Here is a 20,499-nt window from a genome sequence, read left to right on the forward strand (position 1 = left end):
CAGCGAAATCCAGTCCATGACGGGATTCAGCAAGCTCTCAGCAAACATCCGAACTTGTTACAGGGAGGGAGTCCATAGTTAATGCAGACGAGGATGAAAGGAAGTCCCATGACTGAGAACCAAACCCCCGGTGACGCTTCCGGGAACCGCGGTCCGGGCCGGCAGGATCCGTGGCAGCAGCAGTCCGCACAGCCCGGTAACAACCCGGATCTCCAGGACGGTGAGGGCATGGGAGCCTCGAACCCCGCGGCGGCCAACGAAGCACCGGGGCATCGTCAGCAGAACACTGAACGGCTTGACCCGGAGAACCCCACCCGGGAACTGCCCGGGGCACGCCCGGCGTATCCGCAGCGCCAGCCCTATCCGCAGCGCCAGCCGTTCTATGGACAAAGCGCCCCGGACGGCCAAGGCAGCGAGCCGGGCCATGGCCAGTCCCAGGGATATGGCGGACCGCACGACGCTCAAGGCCACTATGGCTACTACGGCCAAGGACAGCACAACAGCCAGCACGCAGCGGCCGGCGCTCCCGTGGGGCTGGCCCCGAACCCTAAGGACGCCCCGCGCAAGAAGGCATCGTTCGGCGTCGGCACCCTGGTAGCCAGCATCCTCGCCGCCGGCCTGGTGGGCGGGGGAGTGGCCACCGTTGGCTCCGGAGGACTGTTTGATAATGACGGCTCTACCGCCATCACCAGCAGCAACAGCCAGCCCGGCACGGTCATCGTCAACAACAAGGACAATGTCAACGCGATCACCGCAGCTGCCGTAAAGGCCTCGCCCAGCGTGGTGACCATCAGCGCCACGAGCGGCGGCTCCGGGGGCACGGGTTCCGGCATCGTCCTGGACGATCAGGGGCACATCCTGACCAATACCCACGTGGTCACGCTGGACGGCCAGACGGCCAATGCGTCCCTCGAAGTCCGGACCAGCGACGGAAAGGTGCTGAGCGCCAAGCTGGTGGGCACGGACCCGTTGTCCGATCTCGCAGTCATCAAAGTGGACAACATGTCCGGCCTCACGCCAGCCACGCTCGGTGACTCCGGCAAGCTCAACGTAGGGGATACCGCGATTGCCATCGGTTCCCCCCTGGGCCTCACTGGCACGGTCACGGATGGCATTGTCTCCACGCTGAACAGGACCATCAGCGTGGCCTCCGCGGCGGCCCCGGAAGAGGGCGACAACGCAGAGGGTGACGACGAAGGCGGATTCCAGTTCGCCCCGCCGGGCGGCGGACAGAGCCAGCAGACAACCGGCCAGGGCGAAATTTCCATCAACGTGATCCAGACCGATGCCGCCATCAATCCCGGCAACTCCGGCGGCGCCCTGGTGAACAGCAGCGGTGAGATCATCGGGGTCAACGTGGCGATTGCTTCTGCCGGATCAGGGTCTTCGTCCTCGTCCAGCGGCAACATCGGTGTGGGCTTCAGCATCCCCATCAACCATGCCAAGCGGGTGGCCCAGGAAATCATCGACACGGGCAAGGCCTCGCACGGCCAGCTCGGCGTCAGCGTCAAGAAGAAGGCCGCCTCCAGCGCCGCTTCCGAATTCTCGGTGGGAGCGGAGGTCGCCACAGTGGAAGCAAGCTCGGCGGCCGGCAAGGCAGGGATTAAGGTGGGCGACGTCATCACCAAATTCAACGACCTCGCCATCGGCGAGCCCGAGCAGTTGACGGCCGCGGTCCGGGAACAGCCCGCGGGTTCCAGCGTAAAGATCACCGTGCTGCGCAACGGCGCAGAACAAACCCTCGACGTCACCCTCGGTACCGCAAGCTAGGAGCAGCGCCCGGCACCGGTAAGAGGGTGTGGCGGCACCTTTAGGAATGGTCGACGGCGGCGATTCCCACCTCCGGTGGGGACGCCGCCGTCGACCATTCCCGCCGTCGTCGTAAAAGTGCTGACACTGGCGTAATGGAAGAGGGCGGCGCCCAACGTCGATATGGTTAGCTAGGAGCTACCCGTACGCCGGGCATCCCGCGGCCATGACCTTACCCGGCTGGCTGTCCACAAGCATGGAAGGCTGCTGTCGATACAGTGGAGAAGACATTGAAGATCATCGTCCTGGTCAAGCATGTACCGGACGCCCAGTTCGACCGTCACCTCACCGGGGAGCGCTACACGACGGACCGTGACGAAAGCATCCTGTCCGAGCTGGACGAATACGCGCTGGAGGCCGCACTGCAGCTGGCCGAGGCGCGGGGCGGCAGCAAGGCGGGCAACCAGGTCATCGCCCTGAGCATGGGGCCTGCCGGTGCCGTCAACGCCGTGAAGAAATCCCTTCAGATGGGTGCCACCGAGGGCGTACACCTGACGGACGAGGCGTTGGCGGGCTCGGACGCCGCGGCCACTTCCCTCGCACTGGCGGCTGCCGTCCAGCGGCTCGGCCAGGACGGACCGGTGGACCTCATCATCACCGGCATGGCCTCCACCGACGGCGAGACCTCCCTGGTGCCCGCGCAGCTGGCCGAGCGCCTTGGCCTTCCCCAGGTCACGTTCGCGTCCTCCCTGGACGTGGACGGCGGACGGCTGGTGGCACGCCGGGACGCGGACACCACCTCTGAAACGGTCGAAGCCCCCCTGCCCGCAGTGGTGTCCGTGACGGACCAGATCAACGAGCCGCGGTACCCCAACTTCAAGGGCATCATCGCCGCCAAGCGCAAGAGCATCACCACCTTGTCCCTCGCGGACATCGGGGTGGATGCTGCCCAGGTGGGACACTCCGGTTCCTGGACCACCGTGGCCAACGCTGAAGAGCGGCCGCCGCGCACCGCCGGCACCATCATCACCGACGAAGGCGACGCCGGCATCAAGCTGGTTGACTTCCTGGCCGCCCAGAAGCTGCTCTAAGAGGGATCACCGACATGGCAAAAGTACTCGTTTTTATTGACAACCCCGGCACTGCGCTGAAGAAGAGCAGTCTCGAGCTGCTGACCCTGGCCCGCACCCTCGGTGAGAGCGTGGTGGCCCTCAACGGCGAACTGCACAGCGACGTCTCCTCCACTTTTGCGGAATACGGCGTCAGCACCATTTTGCGCCCCTCGGCACAGGACCTGGACGACTACCTGGTGGCGCCCAAGGCTGCGTACCTCGCGGCGGCGGCGGAGAACACCGGGGCGACTACCGTTCTGCTCGACAACTCACCGGAGGGCAAGGAAATCGCTGCCCGGCTGGGTATCCGCCTCAACGCCGGCGTCATCACCGATGTTGTGGCCGTGGAAGCGGACGGCACGGCACACAAGTCCGTGCTCGCCGGTTCCTACAACACAGCCTGCAAGGCCAACACCCCCGTCTCGGTGCTGACGGTCAAGGCCAACAACGTGGTCCCCGAGCCGGCTGCCGCACCCGGCACGCCGGAAACCGTCACGGTGGAGGTGCCCGCCGGCAGCACGGCGGCGGCGGCACGGATCACGGCCCGCGAGCAGAAGGTGGCCAGCGGCCGCCCGGACCTTACCGACGCCCGCATCGTAGTAGCCGGCGGCCGCGGCGTGGACGGCGACTTCGGCCCCGTGGAGGAGCTCGCCGACGCCCTGGGAGCGGCCGTGGGAGCATCACGTGCGGCTACCGACGCCGGCTGGATCAGCCACGATGCCCAGGTGGGCCAGACAGGCAAGACCGTGTCCCCGCAGCTCTACATCTCTGCCGGGATTTCCGGTGCCATCCAGCAAAAGGCCGGCATGCAGACCGCAAAGGTCATCGTGGCGGTCAACAAGGATGCTGAATCGCCGGTCTTCGAGATTGCGGACTTCGGCATCGTCGGGGACCTCTTCGATGTCCTCCCGCAGGCCACGGCCGAGATCAAGAAGCGCAAAGGCTGATTATTGACTGCCTCCGCCAGCCAGGCACAGAGCCCGTTCAACCCGGCCACGCACCGGATTGGGCGGGTGCTCTGTTTTGCGGCCCACCCTGACGACATCGACTTCGGCGCTGCCGGCACCATTGCCGCCTGGACAGCGGCCGGTGTCCAGGTCAGCTACTGCATCATGACCGACGGCGATGCCGGCGGCTTCGATCCCGCCCACCGGGCCAACATCATCGCCATGCGCGACGCCGAACAGCGCCGTGCTGCCGAGCTGGTCGGCGTCTCGGACATCCACTACCTCCATCAGCGCGACGGCTACCTCGAACCCTCGCATGAGGTGATGCGCGGGGTGGTGAAGCTCATCCGCGAACTGCGTCCCGACGTCGTACTGGCCATGCATCCGGAACGGAACTGGCGCCGGATCCAGAAGAGCCATCCGGACCATCTCGCAGTGGGGGAGGCCGTCACGCGGGCCGTTTACCCTGCGCTGGAAAACCCGTTCGCTTACCCGGAACTCGCCGAAGCCGGGCTGGCGGCGTACAAGCTTCCGTGGCTATGGCTGTACGCAGGCCCTGAAGAGCGGGAAAACCATTTTGTTGACGTGACGGAGCATGTGGAGGCCAAACTGCAGGCCATCCATGTCCACGTCAGCCAGCATCCCGACGTCGCGGCCATGGAAGCGGCGGTCCGCCAGGGCATGCACGTCAATGCCGAACGCGCCGGGCTGGCGGCGGGCCGCAGCGCCGAAGCGTTCCATGTAGTAGCCGTCAATGGGCCGGGAACCATCGCCGGTTTCTGACCGTCCGCGTAAAAACGCCCCGTGACCATCCTTGGGGATGATCACGGGGCGTTCCTATGTTCAGCGGGGACGATGCTGCTACGCGCCGAGCGGGGCGGCGGCCACCGTGGGCAGCGTGGGGGATTTTGATCCGCCGGCAGGCTCAACGGTTATTCCGAGCGATGCGGCAGAGGCGATGCCTTCCACTACAGCGGGTTTGGACAAGGCGGCCTCGTCCATCAGGCCCTGGGACACCGGCGCCGACCCGTCCTTTGGAATCAGCCACATCTGGTAGACCTTGCCTTCGGGAGGGGCAGGAACGCCGTTCATCTTGACCACCAGTGCGTCCTTGGAAGACGAGACCAGAACCGTTGCGGTTCCACCCGCGGCCACGGGTACTGAGGCTTCGCGGACGTCATCGGCCCGGACCACCTGGTTCAGGGGGTCGTTCTGGTCCGCGATATAGGACCCGACGCCGACGCCGCCCAGGGCAATGGCCGCGGCGGCCGCAATGCCCGCCAGCCAGCGGCGGGTTCCGGCCGGACGCCGCCGTTCCTCCCGGCGTTGCCGGGCCTTGGCGAGCTCGTCGGTGGGACCTTCAGGGACGGGGCCCGCCTGCGCCGGCCCAGGCGACGGCAACTGCGCGGGCAGCTGGGCCGGCAGTTGGGCGACGATCCGGTGGAAAAGATCTGCGGGCGGCTCTTCCTCTGCTTTGAACGTGCGGGTAAGGGTTTCCCGGGACTGGCGGACCCGTTCGAAGAATGAAGTCCGTTCGGCAACAGGAGCGGCTGAAATGTACTCTTCGATCGCGCGGCGTTCATCGTCTGTTACGGCATCGAGGGCGTACAGCTCGGCCAGGTCAATGACGCGGCCCGACGCGAGGTCAGCTGCGACGGTATCGCCGAAGCCGCCTGAACGGCCGGCTGGTCCATGGTTCATTTCTGTCATTTCAACTCACCCCCAAACAGGTCTTCAAGCGGATCAGTCCATCGCGGATGCGGGACTTTATGGTGGGAACTGCAGCATCCAGCCGCTCGGCGACTTCCCGGTAGGTCAGGCCGCCGTAGTAGGCAAGGCGCACAGATTCCTGTTGCGTTTCGGTCAGCGTTCCCAGGCACCGCACCACGGCCTCGGCTTCGAGCCTGCTGCCCACTTCGTCCGAAACGGTGTCGTGGTCGATGTCCTGGGTGCTGGCACCGTAGCGGGCCTCCCGGTCCGTGGCCGACTGCGCGGACCTGACCCTGTCCACGGCACGCCGGTGGGAAATGGTCATCAGCCAGGAGAGCGGGCTGCCGGCGGCGGGATCGAATCTGGCGGCGTTTTGCCAAACCTGCAGGAAGACCTCCTGGGTGGTGTCCTCGCTGAGCTCGGCATCAATCAGGACCCTGCGCGCCATACCGTAAACACGGCGCGAGGTCAGCCGGTAAAACTCCGCAAAGGCAGCGCGGTCACCCTGGGAAATCTGTCCCAGCAGGACTGTGAGCCGTTGGCTGAGCTCGGCCGGCGTGTCCGTGACCGCGGGAGCATCGGGAGTATCCATCACTACCAAGCATAAGTCTCCAGGTGGTGAATCCTGCTCAGTGCTGCCGGGGATGCCCCGGCTGGTTCTGGAACCTGCCCGGAGAAGTGTCACCTGCCGCTCCTTGATCGCTAATGGACTGTTCTCAGGAGGGATTCGGCACACGGCCGCGTGCGGATGGGGCAGTGCGGGAAAATGTTTCGGCAGCGTCAGGCCGCGGGGGTTTCGGGGCCCGGGCGGTTGCCGGTGGACTGCAGCACTGACGGGGCGCTCCTTAGATGCGGGCGCCGGCAAAACCCTGCTGCCGCCAGGCCTCGTAGACGGCGATGGAGGCCGCGTTGGCCAGGTTCAGCGAGCGCAGTGCCGGCAGCATGGGCAGCCGTACGGTGGCGGTCACGTGCGGATCCGTCTTCATTTCCGGCGGCAGGCCCACCGATTCCCGTCCGAACATCAGGACGTCACCGGGCTGGTAGGCGATGTCCGTATAACTTGCTGCCCCGTCGGAGGTGAAGGCGTAGACACGCTCGGGCTGCAGATGCTGCCAGGCGTCCTCGATGTTGCGGTGCACGGTGACGACGGCGAGGTCGTGGTAATCCAGGCCCGCGCGGCGGAGCTTCGCGTCTGAGAAGTCGAACCCCAGGGGTTCCACCAGGTGCAGTTCGGCGCCGGTAATGGCTGCCAGCCTGATGGCGTTTCCGGTATTGCCGGGGATCTCGGGTTCATGGAAGAGGATGCGGAACACCATCCCATCCTAGTCAACACTGGTCAGTGCATGCGGCTCAGTGCATGCCGCGCAGCAGCCTGGCCAGTACTGGGACGTTGACAGTGTTGGGAGCGGGTCCTGAGGCCAGGAACTCCTTGACGCCGCGCACCATGCCGGCAGCGTTGACGATCCGGACCGGCTCAAGGTCGCCAGGAGACCGGCGGTGGTTGTCGATCACCGGTTCATGCAGGTTGCCGCCCGGGCTCAACACCACCGTCCAGCCGGTCACGTTCAGCTCGGGGAAGATGTCCTGCATGGCGCGGACTACGTGGGCCAGCTGGGGAGGGGCCATTGAACGGCCGCCGTGGTTCAACGTCCTGCCGTCCCAGGCATAGGCGCCCTTGGGCAGCAGCATGGAGCCGATGAGGGCCAGGCGGTATCCGGACAGCACCGCGTGGTCGATGTGGCTGTTGTCGGCCGGGGACTGGAGCCCGTTGATCAGGCGCGCCGCCGGAATGGCGGGCAGTACCTGCCGGGTCAGGAGCTGGACCGTGCGCATCTCCCGCTGGATCCGCGCTTCGGCCCCGAAAATCCCGCGCTTCCGGGGCATGCCGTGGACCTGCTGGCTGGCCTGCGCCAACGGAACCAGGGGCACGTCCTCCACTCCCGGGCCGTAGGGCGGGACGTAAACAGGCGGGTCACCCGCGGTGTTCCGGGCGCCGCCGGCCTTGTGCACGGTGGCCGATGCCCTGCTGCCCGCCGGCGGTGCATCGAAGTGGGGCTCGGCGTCGACGGTATTGGCGGTACCGGCGGCGTAGGAGCGGTCGTACGCTTTCCTTCGCTGCGGGTCGATCAACGTTTCGTAGGCGCTGGTGACCCGGCGGAAAGCGGCAGGGTCCCCGCCGTGGTCGGGGTGGGCACGGCGGGCGGCACGCCGGTAGGCCACCTTGATTTCCTTTTCGGTGGCGGTAACCGCCACGCGAAGCACCTGGTAGTGGGAGCTGCTCTCGGTCAAGCACTCATCCTTCGTGTTGATACGGCCGGTCCCCGGCGGGCAGCCCTGTGGGGCCAGCTTATCGGCCCTTGATCTGTCAACGTCGGTGCCTGGGCTTCGGGTTCCCGGCGCCGGCGGGATCCGGCGGAGTTTAGACTCGAGAAGGATGGCTGCCACGGCAGCAGGCAAGTAATGCAGGCAGCAGCTGCAGGTCAGGGAACACGTGGGGGCGGACATGGAAAAGCCGACGACGGCGGCACGGGCCGGCATGCGCGGGCCGGGACGGTTGACGCTGGCGGCAGCAGTCCTCGCCTGCCTCACGACGGCCGGCTGCAGCGTTGGCGTCCCGGACCCCTCGGTACCGCAACCTGTGGAAACTGCCTCAGTACTTGCCACCCCTACCATCACACCGGGCCACGATGCTGAGGCGGTGGCCGCGCAGGACTTGCCTTTCGCGGCCGGCGGCATCCTCGCACCGGGTGTGCCCGTGGGTATTTCGGACGGGCTGAAGGACGCCCCTGGCTGGAAGATGGTGAAGGACAGCGTGGCGGGCGAAAGCCAGTACCTCAGGGCCGACGGGTGCCTTGTTGCTGCAAGGGTCCGGACCAACCAAGCGGTGCTGGCACGCGGTGATGACCGGGAATCAACAGTTGCACTCTTTCAATATCTTGATCCCACCATCCTGCCCGAGTACCTGAAACCCGCCACGCTGCGGTGGGGTGGTAACGAGTCCAACCCTGGCCACACGCTTGAAGTGCTGGCCCTGGAAGAGGCGGCGCCGCAAGGGGGCAAGGCCACAGTGGTCCTGGCCAGGCTCTTCGGCACGTCCGGATCGTCGGTCTACCTTTCTGTTGCATGCCCGGAGGCGTCTGCCCTGGCCGCGGCCAGGGCAGACGCCGTCCGGTTCCTGCCGGTCCTGCCTCCGTCGGCCTAAATCCCGGACTGCCGGGCAGTCCGCTGGGAGAGCCGGTTCAGCGCGAGGGCGGCAACGAGCAATCCAAAGTCCCGCAGTGCCACGTCGAAGAAGCTTCCGAGCAACAGAAGGTTGACGATGATTCCGGCCAGCCAAGCAGCCACCAGGAGCGAGCCGAACCTGGGCCGCACGGCAACCGCAATGCCCGCGAGGACCTCCACGACTCCCACCACGTACATGATGGTCTGGGCAGGCAGGGGCACCAGCGCCGTGGCCTGCGGCGCAAGGTAGACGGTCCAGTCGGCAAGGATGTTTGTGAACTTATCGAGCCCGAAGATGATGGGCGCAACCGTAAAAACAGTCCGCAGCAACAGGAAGGCCTGCCTGGCGGGATCCATCGTGGTGCTGCTGTTGGCACGCAATGCTGATGTGGTTTTCACAACTGACTCCTTCTAAAAGTAGGTTCTTCTATTTTAGAAATGATGAAGGTCTATAATCAATGGATCTTGACTTTGGATTGGTGGAGCAATGGCCAGACTTCCCTGGGCGAACCGCATGGCTGCGCTCGCTTCCCTCGGTGATGAAAAGCGGCGCCAGCTTTTTGAACTCGTGGCGTCGTCCCCCGGCGCACTGGGCCGCGACGACGTCGCGCAGCGGACCGGAATTCCCCGCAGCACGGTGTCCTTCCACCTGGACCGCCTGGTGCAGGACGGCCTGCTGGCGGTCGAGTTCCACAAGCCGGCCGGGAAAACGGGACCCGGCTCGGGCCGTCCGGCCAAGATGTACCGTCCTGTGGCTGGCGAAATCGGGGCCTCCGTGCCGGACCGGAACTACGATCTCGCCGGGGAACTGATGGCGGCGGCCATCGAAAAATCCACAACCGCGGGGGAGCCCATCGAACAGACCCTGCCTGCGGAGTCGTACCGCAGGGGGAATGCGATGGCGGAGGCATCCGCGTCCCTCCAGGACTTCCTGGTCCAGGCGGGCTATCGGCCCCAACCGGACGGCGGCGGCGGCTTCATCCTGCCCAACTGCCCTTTCCACCGCCTCTCGGACAAACATCCGGGGGTGGTGTGCACCATGAACGGGGCGTTCCTGCAGGGGGCGGCGGCCTGCCTGGAAGAATCCGGCGGCAGGGTGGTGCCCTCCGATCTGCCCGGTCACTGCTGCGCCAGGATCACGCCGGCCCCCTGAACCGCCGGGGCATGGCGGCTAGAATTACAGGGTGCCCGTTTACCTCGACCATGCCGCCACCACCCCTCTTTCTCCCGAGGCGCTGGCTGCCCTGACGCGTGAACTCGCCCGCACCGGCAACCCGTCATCCCTGCATGGTTCGGGCCGGCGCGCCCGGCGGGCGGTGGAAGACGCCCGCGAGGCACTCGCCGCAGCGGCAGGGGCGCATCCTTCGGAAGTGATCTTTACCTCCGGCGGCACTGAGTCGGACAACCTCGCGGTTAAGGGATTGTACTGGGCCCGCGCGGGCGAAAAGCCGGCGCGGCGGCGCGTTCTGTGCTCCGCCGTCGAACACCATGCAGTGATGGACACTGTGGAGTGGCTGGAACGCCACGAAGGGGCCGACGTTACCTGGCTCCCCGTGGACAGCGACGGGGCCGTGGACCTCGCGGTCCTGGAAGCGGAACTTGCCCGCGACCCGGACTCCATCGCGCTGGTCACCGTGATGTGGGCCAATAATGAGGTGGGGACCATCCAGCCCATCCACCGCGTTGTGGAACTCGCGCACGCAGCTGGTGTCCCGGTCCACTCCGACGCCGTGCAGGCCTTTGGTTCGCTGCCGGTGGACTTCAAAGCGTCCGGTCTTGACGCCATGTCGATTTCCGGACACAAGATCGGCGGGCCCGTGGGAGTGGGTGCCCTGCTGTTGGGCAGGTCGGTAAAACTTACTCCGGTCCAGCATGGTGGCGGGCAGGAGCGCGACGTCCGTTCGGGCACCCTGGATACCGCCTCGATTGCGGCGTTTGCTGCGGCGGCGGAGAATGCCGTGGTCCACCTGGGCACGGAATCTGCCCGGATCGCCGCCCTCCGCGACCGGCTGATCGACGGCGTCCGGGAGCGGGTGCCCGAAGCCGTCCTGCGCGGGGCGCCAGGAAACGGCCGGCTCCCCGGCAACGCGCACTTCACCTTCCCCGGCTGCGAGGGGGACTCCCTGCTGTTCCTGCTGGATCTGGCCGGTGTGGAATCATCCACTGGATCAGCGTGTACCGCTGGTGTTCCGCGGCCATCGCATGTGCTGCTCGCCATGGGCCTGGACGAGGAAACTGCGCGCGGGGCCCAGCGCTTCACCCTGGGGCACTCCTCAAAGGATGCGGACGTCGACGCTTTGCTCGCCGCCCTTCCGGATGCTTATGCCAGGGCCCGTCAGGCCGGCATGGCCGGCCACGAGTCCTCGATCCAGACCGCCGGTACGGTAGCACGCCAGGGCTTGGGCGGCCGCTAAGACTGCCCTTGCGGCAGGTGCGTAGAATAGATAGGCGAAGATCGTTTCGACGGAGGCTGCCTGTCTCCGCTGCAGCGCATTCAGCCAGCACCGGCACCCAGCACCGGCCACAAGCCGGAACCACCCAACAGAAAGCAACCATGCGAGTTCTTGCAGCCATGAGCGGCGGCGTTGATTCCGCCGTTGCCGCCGCCCGCGCCGTCGAGGCGGGGCACGACGTCGTCGGCGTCCACTTGGCGCTGTCCCGCATGCCCGGCACCCTCCGCACCGGAAGCCGGGGCTGTTGCACCATCGAGGACTCCCGCGATGCCTGGCGCGCCTGCGACGTCCTGGGCATTCCTTACTACGTGTGGGACTTCTCGGAGCGCTTCAAGGAAGACGTTGTCCAGGACTTCATCGACGAATATGCCGCCGGACGGACACCCAACCCGTGCATGCGCTGCAATGAGCGGATTAAGTTTGCCGCGCTGCTGGAAAAGGCCATTGCGCTGGGCTTCGATGCCGTCTGCACGGGGCACTATGCCAAGGTCATCGAGGACGCCGACGGCAACCGCGAACTCCACCGGGCCGCTGACTGGGCGAAGGACCAGAGCTACGTCCTGGGTGTCCTGACCCACGAGCAGCTCAAACACTCCATGTTCCCCCTGGCTGACACGCCGTCCAAGGCCGAAGTGCGGGCAGAAGCTGAGCGGCGCGGCCTCTCCGTGGCCAACAAGCCCGACAGCCACGACATCTGCTTCATCCCCGACGGCGACACCGCCGGCTGGCTCGCCGAGAAAATCGACATGGCCACCGGCGACATCGTGGATGAGACCGGCGCGAAGGTGGGTGAGCACCCCGGCGCCAACGCCTTCACCGTGGGCCAGCGCCGCGGGCTGAAGCTCGGCACTCCGGCGGCCGACGGTAAGCCGCGTTTCGTCCTGGAAATCCGGCCCAAGGAAAACAAAGTGGTGGTAGGGCCCGAAGCCCTGCTCGCGATTGATGAAATCCGCGGCATCAAGGTGTCCTGGGCCGGCCTGCCCATCGCCGAAGTGGATACCGGCGAGGAATTCCAGTGCCACGCCCAGGTCCGTGCACACGGCGACCCCGTTCCCGCCACTGCCCGGATGGAACGCGGCGAATCCGATGGCGCAGCCCAGCTGGTGGTCACCTTGACCAACCCGCTGCGGGGCGTTGCGCCCGGACAGACTGTTGTCCTCTACCAGGGCAGCAGGGTCCTGGGCCAGGCAACCATCGACGCCGCCCGTTCCCTGCAGCGCGCCGCGCTCTAGCCTCCCGAATTTTCCATCACCGCCCCGGTCCTGCCGGGGCGGTTTTGTTCGTGCTGCCGCCGGTGCGAGGAAGTCCCTCAGCGATCAGGTAAATTTTGTGTCTCAACTCACTAAATGGTCCGCCGTGAGGGTTCACTCTCTGATTGAATCTAGGCATCAGCACAGCGTGCTCCCGCCCGGCCAAAGATATCCAGCAGCGGTCCGCGGGCACGTACTCATCGAACAGAAAGTTCACAGATGACCAAGAGCAACAAAGCACTGCACGGCGCTATCGCGCTGGCAGGCATATCCGCGCTCGCACTGACTGCCTGCACGGGCCCGTCGGGCGGTGGCGGAGGCAGCACGGCATCCGGGAATGCAGGAAGCACTATCGCGTACGGCACCACCGACAAGGTCACCGCTCTTGACCCCGCGGGCTCGTACGACAACGGCTCGTTTATGGTGATGAACCAGATTTACTCCTTCCTGATGAACTCCAAGCCCGGCGGGGCGGAACCCGCCCCGGACCTCGCTGAATCGGGCTCCTTCACTGCACCCACAGAGTTCACCGTAAAGATGAAGAGCGACCTCAAATGGGCCAATGGACACGTGCTGGACTCGAAGGACGTGAAGTTCTCGTTTGACCGCCAGACCAAGATTGCTGACCCCAACGGTCCTGCATCACTGCTCGGCAACATCAAGTCCATCGCCACGCCGGATGCCAACACAGTGGTGTTCACGCTCAGTAAGGCCAACGACCAAACCTTCGCGCAGATCCTGCAAAGCCCCGCCGCCCCCATCGTGGACGATGAAGTCTTCCCGGCGGACAAACTCCTCAGCGACGAGGAGATCGTCAAGGCCAAGGCGTTCTACGGCCAGTACGTTATCGATTCCTACAACAAGAACACGCTGATCAGCCTGACAGCCTGGCCCGACTACAAAGGCGTCCTGGGCAAGCCGGCCAACGCCGGGGCCACCATCAAGTACTACACCGACCAGACCAACATGAAGCTGGAAGTCAAGGGCGGGCAAATCGACGTGGCCAACCGCAGCCTGAGCGCCACGGACATCGACGATCTCAAGAAGGACTCCAACGTCACGGTCAATGTTGGACCCGGCGGCGAGATGCGCTACATCGTTTTCAACTTCGACACCATGCCCTTCGGCGCGAAGACTCCGGAAGCAGATCCCAAGAAGGCGCTGGCGGTCCGCCAGGCCGCTGCCAACCTGGTTGACCGCCAGGCAATCTCGGACCAGGTCTACAAGGGCACCTACCTGCCCATGTGGTCCAACGTTCCGTCCGGCTTCCTCGGCGCCAACGAATCCTTCAAGGAAGCCTACGGCGATGGCTCGGGCAAGCCCAGCCTGGACAAGGCCAAGAAGGTTATGTCCGATGCCGGTATCAGCGGCCCCGTGAACATCAAGCTGCAGTACAACCCGGACCACTACGGCAAGTCCTCCGGGGACGAGTACGCCATGGTCAAGGACCAGCTGGAAAAGAGCGGCCTGTTCACGGTGGACCTGCAGTCCACCGAGTGGGTCACGTACAACGCGGCGTCGAAGAAGGACAGCTATCCGGTCTTCCAGCTTGGCTGGTTCCCGGACTTCAGTGACGCGGACAACTACCTGACGCCGATGTTCCCGAAGGGCGGTTTCTTCAACAACCACTACTCGAACACGGACGTCGAAGCCTTGATTGCCAAGCAACTGGTCACGGCGGACAAGTCGGAGCGTGAGAAGACCATCAAGGACATTCAGGACCAGCTGGCCAAGGACATCTCCACCCTGCCGTTGCTGCAAGGCGCGCAGGTAGCTGTCTCCGGGAAGAGTGTCAAGGGCGTGGATTCCACCCTGGATGCATCGTTCAAGTTCCGGCTGGGACAAGTTTCCAAGTAATCCCCGGTACGCCAGCTTAGGAGGTGGGACCCTTGGCGGTCCTGCCTCCTAACTGTTGGCCCCACACCCGTCGTTTTTTATACCAAGCAGGGACAGCATGGCCACAATGATCGATGCGCCACCGCCAACGGTTGCGCCGCCCAAATCCAAATCCGCGGGAGGTGGCCTCGGGAGATATATCCTGATCCGCTTCCTGCTCATTTTCCCGACGATCTTCATCCTCGTCACCCTGGTCTTCTTTTTGATGCGGATCACCGGCGATCCCATCACCGCAGCCCAAGGCGGACGCCTGCCGCAGGAGCAGATTGACGCCTTGATTCACCAGGCCGGTTACGACCGGAACCTTTTTATCCAATACATCGAGTACCTCGGCAACATCGCCACAGGCAACTTCGGCAGGACCATTTCAGACGGACGGCCAGTCATTGAGATGCTGACCACCTTCGGCGCCGCCACGCTGGAACTGAGCATCAACGCCCTGCTGGTGGCTTTGCTCGTGGGGATCCCCCTTGGAATGTTCGCCGCCCACAAACGCGACAAGGTCCCGGACGCTTTCCTGCGCTTGTTCGCCATCCTTTGCTATGCCACCCCGGTCTTCTTCGCAGGCCTGCTGCTGAAGCTGGTTTTTTCCGTCGGCCTGGGCTGGTTTCCGGTCGCCGGCCGTGCCTCCACCACCACGGAGCTGGCGATGGGGAGGCTCGGAGCACCCACCGGCATCTACTGGCTGGACGCCCTGCGCAGCAACGATCTGGCAGCTTTTGGCGACATTGTCCATCACGCCGTCCTGCCCGCCGTCGCCCTGGGCCTGCTGACAGCCGGCGTCTTCCTCCGCCTGGTCCGCACTAACGTGATCGGCACCCTCGGCAAGGACTATGTTGAGGCCGGCCGTTCACGTGGGGTCAGCGAATTTCGGCTGGTGACGAAGCACGCCTACAAGCCGGCCCTGATCCCCATCATCACGGTGATGGGTCTGCAGATCGCCCTGATGCTCGGCGGTGCAGTGCTGACTGAGACAACTTTTGAGTGGAAGGGCCTCGGGTACCAGCTGGCGCAGTACCTTACGGCGCGTGATTTCGTTGCCGTCCAGGGCATCGTTATGCTCCTGGCCGTCATTGTGGCGGTCACCAATTTTGTGGTGGACATTGCCGCCGCCCTGATTGATCCGCGGGTGAGGTACTGATGAGCATCGACGGCTTGCCCCATCCCAAGAAACCGATACTTGACCGCATTCCCGTTGCATCCCACATCCGCCAAAGCGTTGGCCTGCAGCGCACGATGCTGCTCATCGGCGTCGTGCTTTGTGCCGCTTTTGTGGTGACGGCCATTTTTGCGCCGCTGCTGGCGCCCTTTGGATTTTCGCAGATTTCCGATGATGCCGGCTCTTTCCCGGCCCAGGCCGCACCCGGCGGCAAGCATCTCCTGGGAACAACTGTGGGCGGCTACGACGTCCTGTCCCGTGTTATCTGGGGATCGCAGACGGCAGCAGCAGTACTTGTCGCTGCCGTGTTGATGTCCATCTTCCTGGGAGTGTTTCTTGGACTCGTCAGCGGCTACGTTGGTGGCTGGCTGGACCGTGTCCTGGTGGTAATCGCTGACGCCATCTACGCTTTCCCCACCCTCCTTGTGGCGATCGTTATGTCCATTGCGATCAACAAGGGCCAGTCCGGATTCTGGGGTGGAATCCTCGCCTGCGGGTTAGCGATCACGGCAGTGTTCGTCCCACAGTATTTCCGGGTGATCCGTGCCGAAACCATCCGGCTCAAGGCAGAACCGTTCGTTGAATCGGCCCAGGTGGTGGGTGCATCCAGTGCAAGGATCATCGGCCGGCACATTTTGGCCAATGCCACCAGGACCCTGCCCCTGATCTTCACCCTCAACGCCTCCGAGGCCATCCTCACCCTGGCGGGCCTGGGCTTCCTGGGCTTCGGCATCGAGCCGAGTTCCGCTGCTGAATGGGGATTTGACCTCAACAAAGCACTTTCTGATGCATCTTCCGGTATCTGGTGGACGGGCGTGTTCCCCGGCCTGGCCATCGTGCTGACAGTGGTGGGACTGACCCTGGTGGGTGAGAGCATCAACGACCTGAACGATCCGCGGCTCCGGGGCCGTAAACGCGCCAGCGGCAGCTCCCCGGTGACCGGAGCGAATGCCGCCATCGCGGCAGAAGTGAGGAGTTCATGACCATCAACATCGATCCGTCGCCGGCCCATCAGGCCGACGCCGGCCATCCCGTCCTTGACATCGACCACCTTAGAGTTACTTTTGCCACCGATGCCGGTGATGTCCAGGCAGTCAAGGACGTCAGCCTCGAAGTCAGGAAGGGCGAAGTGCTGGCGATCGTGGGGGAGTCGGGCTCCGGCAAAACGGTCACCGCCAAAACCATCCTGGGCCTGCTCCCCGAAACAGCCACCAGCTCTGGCACTGTGCTCATCAACGGGGCCAACGTGATCAGCGTCAGCGCGGCGCGCCTGCGCCAGATCCGCGGCCGGGACGTTGCCATGGTGTTCCAGGAACCATCCACCGCATTGAACCCGGTGTTCACGGTGGGCTGGCAGATCGCCGAGGGCATCAGGGCCCATGCGGGAAGCGGCGGCGGAAAGCGGGTTTCGGCCAAGGCAGCGAAGTCCCGGGCCATCGAAGCCCTGCGCAAGGTGGGTATCCCGGATCCCGAGCACCGGGTGAACTACTACCCCCACCAGTTCTCCGGTGGGCAGAAGCAGCGGGTGGTCATCGCTGCGGCGCTGGCATTGAACCCTGGCCTGATCGTGGCTGATGAACCCACCACTGCCCTGGATGTCACGGTCCAGGCCGAGATCCTGGAGCTCCTGCGGGACCTGCGCGACAAATACGGTACATCCATCGTGCTGATCACACACAACATGGGAGTGGTGGCGGACCTCGCCGACCGTGTGGTGGTGATGTACCAGGGTGACGTGGTTGAGGAAGCGCCGGCGCGCACCCTGTTTGCCGAACCCCGGGAGGATTACACCCGGAAGCTCCTGGCGGCGGTGCCGCACCTGGGGCACAATTCGGCGTCGGAGGGACTGACCACCCGGGCCCACCAGGATGAGGACATCCTGGTGGAAGCCACCGACCTGACCATCGAATATCCGGGCCGGTTGGGAACACCGGCATTCAAAGCCGTGGACGGTGTCAGCTTCACCTTGTCCCGGGGCGAGGTTTTCGGGCTGGTGGGGGAATCCGGCTCCGGAAAGACCACCATCGGCCGGGCCATTGCAGGGCTGAACCGGACCACGGGCGGCAGCCTGAAAGTGCTGGGCTACGAAATGCTCAACCTCCGGGAGCGGACCTTCAAACCGCTCCGCAAGGACATCGGCTTCGTGTTCCAGGACCCCGCCGCATCTTTCAACCCGCAACTGACTATCGGCGAATGCATCGCCGAACCGATGGTCATCCACACCAGGCCCAGCCCGGCGCAGGCGCGCAAACGCGTTGGAGAGCTGCTGGAATCAGTCCAGTTGCCGGCGTCGTACGCGGGACGCTACCCGCACGAACTTTCGGGCGGCCAGCGCCAGCGGGCATCACTGGCGCGGGCGCTGAGCCTCAACCCGCGGCTGCTCATTGCTGATGAGCCGACGTCGGCCCTGGACGTTTCGGTGCAGGCGAAGGTTCTGGAGCTCTTCCGGGACATTCAGCAGGAGTTCGGCTTTGCCTGCCTGTTCATCAGCCACGACCTGGCGGTAGTGGACATCCTGTCCCAGTGGGTGGGTGTGCTGTACAAGGGCAGGCTGGTGGAACAGGGCATCGGCAGCCAGGTGATGGGGAACCCGCAGCACGACTACACGCGGCGGCTCATCGCATCCCTGCCGGTTCCCGACCCCCAGGAACAGGCGAAGCGGCGCGAAGAAAACAGGGCGCTGCTCGGCATCTGAGACCTCATCAGCTGAAAGTGCCGGTGCCGGCGCAATGCCGGCACCGGCGCCACCCGGTTGATTGCTTCGGCTGCCCATAGACTTGAACCATGACGCAGCACAACCCTCACGCTCCTGACTCCGACGACTACGATCCCTCAGCCAGCTCATTGGCCGGCCAGGTGGACAAGTCGGTGATGGCTGAACTGCTGTCCATCCGTTCCAGCATCGACAATATCGACGCCACGCTGGTCTATCTCCTGGCTGAGCGCTTCAAGGCAACCCAGAAGGTGGGTTTCCTGAAGGCCGCCCACCGGCTGCCCGCCGGTGACCCCGGCCGCGAGGCCGCCCAGATTGCCAGGTTGCGCACGCTGGCCGAAGACGCGCACCTGGACCCCGCGTTCGCGGAGAAGTTCCTGAACTTCATCATCGGTGAGGTCATCCGGCATCACGAGGCGATCGCCGAAGACCACGAGGCCGCCTCCGGACAGCACCCGCAGGCATCAGCGCTCGCGTGACCAGGCAACGGCACGAATCCGGCACGTTAACCGGCTCGGATGCGGCACCGCCGCAGGAGGTGACGGCCACCGGGCTGGGCCCCTGGCCGGGCGAGGACCCACTGGAAGCAGCCAGAATCATCCGCGGTGAACTGGGCAGCCCGCACCTTCCATTCCTCGCCGAACTCCCGGACCGGGGCGTCGGTTCAGATGCCCTGGGGCGGACGGCCACCCTGCTGGAAGAACTCGCCGTCGACGTTCAGCCCTACGGTTGGCGCCTCGTGGACCGGCCCGGCAAGGACTTCCGCCGCGCTGCCTCTGCCCTCGCCACCGATATCAACGTCCTCGCCGATGTGGCCGGTGCGGAGGACAAGCCGGCTGCCGGGATCAAAGTGCAGCTGGTAGGGCCGCTCAGCCTGGCGGCCGGCCTTCACCTGCACAACGGCGAGCGCGCCCTGATCGACTATGGTGCCCGGCGCGACCTTGCCGCCTCACTTGCGGCCGGCGTGGGCCAGTACCTCTCCCGAGTGACGGCAGCCGTTCCGGGTGCCCGGGTGGTGGTCCAGGTTGACGAGCCGGATATCGCGGCGGTACTGGCCGGCACCATTCCCACCTCCAGCGGCTACCGCACCTTGCGGGCGGTTCCGTCCTCCGAGGCCCGGGAATCATGGCGCGTGGTGCTGGACGCGTTGCGGGATGCCGGCGCCGAGGAGGTGGTGATATCCGTGCCCGAGGTCGAGGCCCCGTTTGAACAGATCCTGGCCGCCGGAGCAGACGGCATCGCCGTTCCGTTAAGGGCACTGACGTCCCGCCAGTGGGAGCAGCTGGCCGGAGCGGCAGAAGCAGGCAAGCGCTTGTGGATCGGGGCATTGGACGTCTCGGGGAAGTCCCTGCCCCGGGTGGCTGACTGTGTTGATGCAGTGTGGCGCCCGTGGCGGCAGCTCGGTCTGTCCCCCGCAGGGATCAGCACCCTCCGCGTCACGCCCTCGTCCGGACTTGCCAGCCGGAGTCCGGCCGACGCAACATCGGTCCTCGGCCGTCTTACCCAAGTGGCGGACGGGCTGAACCAGCTGGCGCAGGGTTAAGGCGTCAGACCCGGTTTTCCCAGCGGTCCGGCTGCGCATAGCGCGGCAGGAAGCTTTGCGCCGAGCTTCCGCTGGTGTAGGGGCGAAGCCTGTAGTCGAAGCTGCCGGCGTACACCAGGACCAGTCCGATGTGGGGCTGGATCACCTTGACCTGGATGCGGTGCTTGCCGCTACTGCCTTCTGCCGGGTCCCACCACTGTTCCGCGTAGGCCTTGGCATCCAGTGCGGCGGGAAGGGGAATTCGCAGGGGGCCAAGAAACAGCCGCGAGGATTCCGACACTCCCCGCAGCCGTCCCTCCGGCGTGACGCTCAGGTTCAGGTCGGTCACCAGGCGCCGGAGCCGGCCCACATAGTCAACCAGCTGGGGCGCGCTTGCCCGGCGGGTCACGCTGGTGGTGTCCTGGAAGATCCGCGTGCGCCCCGGAAACCGGATTTCGCGGCGGGCCGTCAGGCTGGAGCGGCCAAAGGGATCCTGATGGGCGTGGTTCTCAATCCGGAAGGGGATGCCCTCTCCGTACTCCGGAAAGAAGGCTTCCTCACTGCCGGTGAGCCGCAGCAGCGGGCGCAGCCAGTCCTGCCGGCAGCCCACCACATCGAAAATCCCTTCGCCCACGCCGTACCGGCCGGAGCCCGGCGCGAGGGCAAAGTACTCCTGGAGTTCGGGCTGCAGGCGGCCGTAGTCCGCACCGAGGGCCTGCTGGTAAATGGGAACGTTCATAGAGGGACCTCCTCGTGACGGGGCCGG

Annotated in this window: 20 protein-coding genes; 14 read left to right on the plus strand and 6 right to left on the minus strand. The window is 65.2% G+C overall.

All coding sequences use genetic code 11. The features are described from left to right. Nucleotides 1-108 precede the first annotated feature (108 nt). From QF038_RS06485 to QF038_RS06500, 4 genes are all read left to right on the plus strand, one after another. Nucleotides 109-1,770 (plus strand): trypsin-like peptidase domain-containing protein, encoded by a 1,662-nt coding sequence (locus QF038_RS06485; protein ID WP_307609407.1) that lies wholly within the window; start codon nucleotides 109-111, stop codon nucleotides 1,768-1,770. Between the two features lie 269 nt (nucleotides 1,771-2,039). After that, nucleotides 2,040-2,840, plus strand: a complete 801-nt coding sequence (locus QF038_RS06490) for an electron transfer flavoprotein subunit beta/FixA family protein (RefSeq protein WP_307613417.1) — start codon at nucleotides 2,040-2,042, stop codon at nucleotides 2,838-2,840. A 14-nt stretch (nucleotides 2,841-2,854) separates the two neighbouring features. Continuing rightward, entirely contained in the window at nucleotides 2,855-3,808 is a 954-nt protein-coding gene (locus QF038_RS06495; protein WP_307609408.1) for an electron transfer flavoprotein subunit alpha/FixB family protein, read from the plus strand. 3 nt (nucleotides 3,809-3,811) lie between these two features. Then, nucleotides 3,812-4,591 (plus strand): PIG-L deacetylase family protein, encoded by a 780-nt coding sequence (locus QF038_RS06500; protein ID WP_307609409.1) that lies wholly within the window; start codon nucleotides 3,812-3,814, stop codon nucleotides 4,589-4,591. A 78-nt stretch (nucleotides 4,592-4,669) separates the two neighbouring features. Here QF038_RS06500 and QF038_RS06505 read toward each other — a convergent pair whose 3' ends face one another. From QF038_RS06505 to QF038_RS06520, 4 genes are all read right to left on the minus strand, one after another. Beyond that, nucleotides 4,670-5,509: an anti-sigma factor gene (locus QF038_RS06505; RefSeq protein ID WP_307609410.1), complete on the minus strand. Its 840-nt coding sequence runs from the start codon at nucleotides 5,507-5,509 to the stop codon at nucleotides 4,670-4,672. Between the two features lie 10 nt (nucleotides 5,510-5,519). Continuing rightward, complete coding sequence (sigK, locus tag QF038_RS06510) at nucleotides 5,520-6,110, minus strand: ECF RNA polymerase sigma factor SigK (protein WP_307609411.1); 591 nt, start codon at nucleotides 6,108-6,110, stop codon at nucleotides 5,520-5,522. A gap of 253 nt (nucleotides 6,111-6,363) precedes the next feature. Then, nucleotides 6,364-6,831, minus strand: coding sequence for a tRNA (cytidine(34)-2'-O)-methyltransferase (locus QF038_RS06515; protein ID WP_091416013.1), 468 nt, complete (start codon nucleotides 6,829-6,831; stop codon nucleotides 6,364-6,366). 37 nt (nucleotides 6,832-6,868) lie between these two features. Further along, the gene (locus tag QF038_RS06520; RefSeq protein ID WP_307609412.1) at nucleotides 6,869-7,807 is read right to left on the minus strand and encodes a J domain-containing protein; all 939 of its coding nucleotides are present in this window, start codon (nucleotides 7,805-7,807) and stop codon (nucleotides 6,869-6,871) included. A gap of 214 nt (nucleotides 7,808-8,021) precedes the next feature. Between QF038_RS06520 and QF038_RS06525 the strand changes: the two genes are divergently transcribed. Then, nucleotides 8,022-8,720, plus strand: coding sequence for a hypothetical protein (locus QF038_RS06525; protein ID WP_307609413.1), 699 nt, complete (start codon nucleotides 8,022-8,024; stop codon nucleotides 8,718-8,720). Here QF038_RS06525 and QF038_RS06530 read toward each other — a convergent pair. Continuing rightward, nucleotides 8,717-9,097, minus strand: a complete 381-nt coding sequence (locus tag QF038_RS06530; protein ID WP_373461622.1) for a hypothetical protein — start codon at nucleotides 9,095-9,097, stop codon at nucleotides 8,717-8,719. The two genes, QF038_RS06525 and QF038_RS06530, sit on opposite strands and share 4 nt — an antisense overlap. A 157-nt stretch (nucleotides 9,098-9,254) precedes the next feature. On the opposite strand from QF038_RS06530, the gene QF038_RS06535 reads away from it, so the two are divergent. From QF038_RS06535 to QF038_RS06575, 9 genes are all read left to right on the plus strand, one after another. Next, entirely contained in the window at nucleotides 9,255-9,893 is a 639-nt protein-coding gene (locus QF038_RS06535; protein ID WP_307609415.1) for a metalloregulator ArsR/SmtB family transcription factor, read from the plus strand. A gap of 31 nt (nucleotides 9,894-9,924) precedes the next feature. Further along, nucleotides 9,925-11,154: a cysteine desulfurase family protein gene (locus tag QF038_RS06540; protein ID WP_307609416.1), complete on the plus strand. Its 1,230-nt coding sequence runs from the start codon at nucleotides 9,925-9,927 to the stop codon at nucleotides 11,152-11,154. Nucleotides 11,155-11,294: 140 nt separating this feature from the next. Next, nucleotides 11,295-12,425, plus strand: coding sequence for a tRNA 2-thiouridine(34) synthase MnmA (gene mnmA / locus QF038_RS06545; protein ID WP_307609417.1), 1,131 nt, complete (start codon nucleotides 11,295-11,297; stop codon nucleotides 12,423-12,425). A gap of 237 nt (nucleotides 12,426-12,662) precedes the next feature. Continuing rightward, nucleotides 12,663-14,300: an ABC transporter substrate-binding protein gene (locus QF038_RS06550; RefSeq protein WP_307609418.1), complete on the plus strand. Its 1,638-nt coding sequence runs from the start codon at nucleotides 12,663-12,665 to the stop codon at nucleotides 14,298-14,300. 97 nt (nucleotides 14,301-14,397) lie between these two features. Beyond that, complete coding sequence (locus QF038_RS06555; protein ID WP_307609419.1) at nucleotides 14,398-15,480, plus strand: ABC transporter permease; 1,083 nt, start codon at nucleotides 14,398-14,400, stop codon at nucleotides 15,478-15,480. Continuing rightward, nucleotides 15,480-16,481 carry an ABC transporter permease gene (locus QF038_RS06560; RefSeq protein ID WP_307609420.1) on the plus strand — a complete coding sequence of 334 codons (1,002 nt, stop codon included), beginning with the start codon at nucleotides 15,480-15,482 and terminating at the stop codon, nucleotides 16,479-16,481. Before QF038_RS06555 ends, QF038_RS06560 begins: the two co-directional genes overlap by 1 nt. Then, nucleotides 16,478-18,193: an ABC transporter ATP-binding protein gene (locus QF038_RS06565; protein WP_307609421.1), complete on the plus strand. Its 1,716-nt coding sequence runs from the start codon at nucleotides 16,478-16,480 to the stop codon at nucleotides 18,191-18,193. The genes QF038_RS06560 and QF038_RS06565 overlap by 4 nt, the downstream gene beginning before the upstream one ends. Before the next feature lie 89 nt (nucleotides 18,194-18,282). Beyond that, nucleotides 18,283-18,690: a chorismate mutase gene (locus QF038_RS06570; RefSeq protein WP_307609422.1), complete on the plus strand. Its 408-nt coding sequence runs from the start codon at nucleotides 18,283-18,285 to the stop codon at nucleotides 18,688-18,690. Between the two features lie 59 nt (nucleotides 18,691-18,749). Next, a complete protein-coding gene (locus QF038_RS06575; RefSeq protein WP_373461623.1) occupies nucleotides 18,750-19,754 on the plus strand; it encodes a hypothetical protein in 1,005 nt (334 codons plus the stop codon). 4 nt (nucleotides 19,755-19,758) lie between these two features. Here QF038_RS06575 and QF038_RS06580 read toward each other — a convergent pair whose 3' ends face one another. Then, nucleotides 19,759-20,472 (minus strand): DUF4166 domain-containing protein, encoded by a 714-nt coding sequence (locus tag QF038_RS06580; RefSeq protein ID WP_307609424.1) that lies wholly within the window; start codon nucleotides 20,470-20,472, stop codon nucleotides 19,759-19,761. Nucleotides 20,473-20,499 lie beyond the last annotated feature (27 nt).

It is taken from the genome of Pseudarthrobacter sp. W1I19, assembly GCF_030817835.1.
In the GTDB taxonomy this organism is placed as follows: Bacteria; Actinomycetota; Actinomycetes; order Actinomycetales; family Micrococcaceae; genus Arthrobacter.

Bases quoted from the DNA above. Each gene is read 5' to 3' on its own strand.
- QF038_RS06485 (WP_307609407.1), top strand. From the start codon at position 109: ATGACTGAGAACCAAACCCCCGGTGACGCTTCCGGGAACCGCGGTCCG.
- QF038_RS06495 (WP_307609408.1), top strand. From the start codon at position 2,855: ATGGCAAAAGTACTCGTTTTTATTGACAACCCCGGCACTGCGCTGAAG.
- QF038_RS06505 (WP_307609410.1), bottom strand. From the start codon at position 5,509: ATGAACCATGGACCAGCCGGCCGTTCAGGCGGCTTCGGCGATACCGTC.
- sigK (WP_307609411.1), bottom strand. From the start codon at position 6,110: ATGGATACTCCCGATGCTCCCGCGGTCACGGACACGCCGGCCGAGCTC.
- QF038_RS06525 (WP_307609413.1), top strand. From the start codon at position 8,022: ATGGAAAAGCCGACGACGGCGGCACGGGCCGGCATGCGCGGGCCGGGA.
- QF038_RS06530 (WP_373461622.1), bottom strand. From the start codon at position 9,097: ATGGATCCCGCCAGGCAGGCCTTCCTGTTGCTGCGGACTGTTTTTACG.
- QF038_RS06535 (WP_307609415.1), top strand. From the start codon at position 9,255: ATGGCTGCGCTCGCTTCCCTCGGTGATGAAAAGCGGCGCCAGCTTTTT.
- mnmA (WP_307609417.1), top strand. From the start codon at position 11,295: ATGCGAGTTCTTGCAGCCATGAGCGGCGGCGTTGATTCCGCCGTTGCC.
- QF038_RS06550 (WP_307609418.1), top strand. From the start codon at position 12,663: ATGACCAAGAGCAACAAAGCACTGCACGGCGCTATCGCGCTGGCAGGC.
- QF038_RS06555 (WP_307609419.1), top strand. From the start codon at position 14,398: ATGGCCACAATGATCGATGCGCCACCGCCAACGGTTGCGCCGCCCAAA.
- QF038_RS06560 (WP_307609420.1), top strand. From the start codon at position 15,480: ATGAGCATCGACGGCTTGCCCCATCCCAAGAAACCGATACTTGACCGC.
- QF038_RS06565 (WP_307609421.1), top strand. From the start codon at position 16,478: ATGACCATCAACATCGATCCGTCGCCGGCCCATCAGGCCGACGCCGGC.
- QF038_RS06570 (WP_307609422.1), top strand. From the start codon at position 18,283: ATGACGCAGCACAACCCTCACGCTCCTGACTCCGACGACTACGATCCC.
- QF038_RS06580 (WP_307609424.1), bottom strand. From the start codon at position 20,472: ATGAACGTTCCCATTTACCAGCAGGCCCTCGGTGCGGACTACGGCCGC.